This window comes from Mesorhizobium sp. M8A.F.Ca.ET.021.01.1.1 (genome assembly GCF_003998025.1).
Classification (GTDB): domain Bacteria; phylum Pseudomonadota; class Alphaproteobacteria; order Rhizobiales; family Rhizobiaceae; genus Mesorhizobium.
In genome coordinates, this window is record NZ_RZSJ01000612.1 from 1 (window position 1) to 3,606 (window position 3,606).

Below are 3,606 nucleotides of genomic sequence, written 5' to 3' on the forward strand. Positions count from 1 at the left end.
TCAAGTATGAACATCAAGAGCCTACTTCTCGGCTCCGCTGCGGCCCTGATCGCAGTTTCCGGTGCGCGCGCCGCCGACGCCGTCGTCGTCGCCGAGCCGGAACCGGCTGAATACGTCAAGATCTGCGACGTCTACGGCGCTGGCTACTTCTACATCCCCGGCACCGAAACCTGCCTGCGCATTGGCGGCTATGTCCGTTACGACATCAGCGCTGGCGATGTCGGCAGCTTCGATGGCGCACGTTCGACAGACGTTCTCAACGGCAAGGACCAGGGCACCTGGCACAAGAACGCCCGCTTCGCGCTGAAGACCTGGACCGGCCAGGAAACTGAGCTCGGCACGTTGAAGACCTACACCCAGACGAAATTCAACTTCGGCAACAGCGCCTACTACGCTGGCGAAGACGGCAATCAGGCCCACAACAAGGGCGTTACGATGGATTTTGCCTGGATCCAGCTTGGTGGGCTCCGGGTCGGTTTGGATGATTCGGCCTTTGACTCGTTCATCGGCTATGCCGGCAACGTTCTCAACGACACCATCGTTCCTTATGGTGATTTCTCCACGAACCTCATCCAGTACAACTTTGATGCCGGCAACGGCTTCTCGGCCGTGATCTCGCTCGAAGAAGGTTCGGTCGACGTCAATAATGTCTTCTACGTGGGCACGATCGACAGCTATGTTCCGCATGTCGTCGGCGGTGTGAAGTACACGCAGGGCTGGGGTGCCATCGCCGGCGTCGTCGCCTATGACAGCAACTACGAAGAATGGGCCGGCAAGGTTCGAGCTGACTTCAACGTGACCAGCGAGCTGTCGCTGTTCGCCATGTTCGGCTACGGCACCGACAAGAATTCGCTCGATTTCGCAAGCGGTCGCGACTTCTACAAGCAGTGGGGCGGTCACTGGGCCTGGTGGGCCGGCGGTACCTACAAGTTCAATCCCAAGACGTCGTTCAACCTGCAGGTTTCGGGTGACCAGGACAAGAACTATGGCGTGGCGGCTAACGTCGCTTACGACGTCGTCCCCGGTCTCACGGTCACCGCGGAAGTTGACTACGATCACTACGGTCACTTCAACGACGGCACGCCGTTCGGCAACTGGACCGCTGCCGACAAGAAGAACAGCATCGGCGGCCTCCTCCGCTTCCAGCGCTCGTTCTGAGGATTGAAGGGCCGTTCGCCGCGTTCGAAGCGGTAACTGCGAGCCTTCAATTTGTGGCTGAACCATTGTGGTGAGGCTTGAAGAAATTGTCGGGGAAGTGCTTGATCACGGACCTCCAATCCGAGCCTTTCGTCGATGAGAAGGGGCGCCCTGTTCCCGGGCGCCCTTTTTTTGCGGGTCGTCATCAGACTCGCGTGAGCGAGACAGATCGGCAGCATCCGGCCGCAAGCCGGTAGCGCATCGCATTGATCACCTCACCCTCGAGCGGACGGCTCAACGCTCAGATCAGTTCCCATGCCTGGTCCGTCAGATTTGGACGAGTGGCACTGGTTTTCTCGGCGATCTTTGCCATCTGGCCGAGCTTGCGACCTCATAAACCACCGCGCCGAAGGGACATTTGCAACTAGCCGGCATAGGGGCGCCCGCGCGCCTTGTGGCGCGCGCCGGGTGCTCGTGAACCGAGCCCGCTTGTCTTCGGCAAGCTCAGGCGGTCTCGGCCCTGCGGCTTCGCCCCCTGGCGAGAGGCAGCCTTTCGGCTGCTGACGGTCGCCGGCCTCTCGGCCGGCGTGGTTTTTTGTGCTGGCCTTCCCCGGTGGCGCGGGGTGGGCGGCACTCCCTTCTAGGCCCGCCGCGGCATCCCGCAACCCTTCGCTTGCCGCTCCGGGTCCTCCTCTTCGTTCCGGTCCTTCGGATGCGGTTCGCCTTTGACGTCGGGCCTTTCCGGTCGCTTTCGCCGCCCACCCCGCTTCCGGGGAGGGCGCGGAATTGAAGAGCGGAGGACCAGACGATGCGTGCAAACAGCAAGCGTTCCGGCAGCCGAAAGGCTGGCGCGGGCAGCGGCGGGCGCACGGGTGCCAGCCTTTATCAGGAAATCACCGACCGCATCATCGCCGAACTGGAGCGCGGCACCGTGCCATGGGTCAAGCCATGGGGCAGCGCAAAGGCCGGCCTCGGCCTGCCGAAGAACGCGGCCAGCGGGCGCGCCTATTCCGGCATCAATATCCTGATCCTTTGGGGCGCGGTCATCGAGCGCGGTTTCTGTAGCCAGAACTGGCTCACCTTCCGCCAGGCGCTTGCGCTTGGCGGCAATGTCAGGAAGGGCGAACACGGCACCACCATCGTCCATGCCGACCGCTTTGTTCCCAAGGACGAGAAGGAACGCGCCAAGGCCGATGGTGACGAGCCGCAGGCGGTGCCTTATCTGAAGCGCTTCACCGTCTTCAATGTCGCGCAGTGCGACAACCTGCCCGACCACCTCTATGCCGCCGCCCAACCGCTGCCAGAACGCGAGATGATCCCGCAGGCCGAGGCGCTGATTCATGCAACCGGCGCTGACTTTCGCATCGGCTGCGATCGCGCTTTCTACATGCCGGGCAGCGACTTCATTCAGGTGCCGCCGCAGCCCGCTTTCTTCCACCAGATCGACTATTACCGCAGCTGCTTCCACGAGCTTGGCCACTGGACCGGACACCCGACGCGGCTTGCGCGCGATCTTTCCGGTTCGTTCGGCTGCAAGGCCTATGCGCGCGAGGAACTGGTCGCCGAAATCGCCGCCGCCTTTGTCTGTACCACGCTCGGCATCGAGCCGACCGTGCGCCATGCCGACTACATCGGCTCATGGCTGACGGTGCTGCGCGAGGACAACCGCGCCATCTTCCGCGCCGCCAGCTACGCCTCGAAAGCCGCCGATTTCCTGCTCGGCGCTAACGCCGATGCCCAAGGCAGCGATCAGCAGGAGATCGCGGCATGAGTGCGCGCAATCCCCAAACGCTGCCGACCGAGACGACGCCGGAAGGCGACGAGACCCTCATTCCGGTGAGCGGCCCGTCAACACGCGCGACCGATTTTGCCTTCTCACGAACGCGCCGATGCGCCCGCGCGCGGAGCAGAAATCACCCGATCTCGGCCTCTTGGACGAGTGCATACGCAACCAAACCGACCTGTTCTGACAAGGAACTTTGCCATGATCCTGATCACCGACGACCTTTGCGCCCAACTGCTCGCCAATGGCGCGGCCGACAAGGAAAACGACCATGTTCCGGTGCTGAAACTGTTCGATCCGACCGGGCCGGCGACCTGGCTTCTGACCGAACTCGATATGGACGGCGACACACTGTTCGGGCTTTGCGACCTCGGATTCGGCTTTCCGGAACTCGGCAACGTCAGCCTTGCCGAACTTGAAAGCGTCAAGGGCCGGCTTGGGCTCGGCATCGAGCGCGACCTCTATTTTCAGGGGCGGTTTCCGCTCTCTGTCTATGCCGAAGCCGCGCGCCACGCCGGCCACATCACCGAGGAGGAGCGTCTGCTGCAACAGGCAGCAGACGGGCTTGCAAAACCCCATTCCGAGCTTCCGCCGGATACGGCGGAACAGACGCGCCGCTAGGTGCGAAAACCGTCCCGCCCGCGCCGGCCTCGTGGCCTTTGCGGCGGGGAAACCTCCACCCAACC

Annotated in this window: 3 protein-coding genes; all 3 read left to right on the top strand. The window is 62.8% G+C overall.

Annotated elements, in window-relative coordinates; all coding sequences use genetic code 11:
• Positions 1 to 6: 6 nt before the first annotated feature.
• Positions 7 to 1,158, top strand: a complete 1,152-nt coding sequence (locus EOA36_RS30760) for a porin (RefSeq protein ID WP_126101829.1) — start codon at positions 7 to 9, stop codon at positions 1,156 to 1,158.
• A 787-nt stretch (positions 1,159 to 1,945) separates the two neighbouring features.
• Positions 1,946 to 2,908, top strand: a complete 963-nt coding sequence (locus tag EOA36_RS30765; protein ID WP_126101828.1) for a zincin-like metallopeptidase domain-containing protein — start codon at positions 1,946 to 1,948, stop codon at positions 2,906 to 2,908.
• Between the two features lie 213 nt (positions 2,909 to 3,121).
• Positions 3,122 to 3,541, top strand: coding sequence for a DUF2958 domain-containing protein (locus tag EOA36_RS30770; protein ID WP_126101827.1), 420 nt, complete (start codon positions 3,122 to 3,124; stop codon positions 3,539 to 3,541).
• Positions 3,542 to 3,606: the final 65 nt, after the last annotated feature.

What these genes read in the sequence shown, in the direction of transcription:
- EOA36_RS30760 (WP_126101829.1), top strand. Translation starts at nt 7, where the DNA reads ATGAACATCAAGAGCCTACTTCTCGGCTCCGCTGCGGCCCTGATCGCA.
- EOA36_RS30765 (WP_126101828.1), top strand. Translation starts at nt 1,946, where the DNA reads ATGCGTGCAAACAGCAAGCGTTCCGGCAGCCGAAAGGCTGGCGCGGGC.
- EOA36_RS30770 (WP_126101827.1), top strand. Translation starts at nt 3,122, where the DNA reads ATGATCCTGATCACCGACGACCTTTGCGCCCAACTGCTCGCCAATGGC.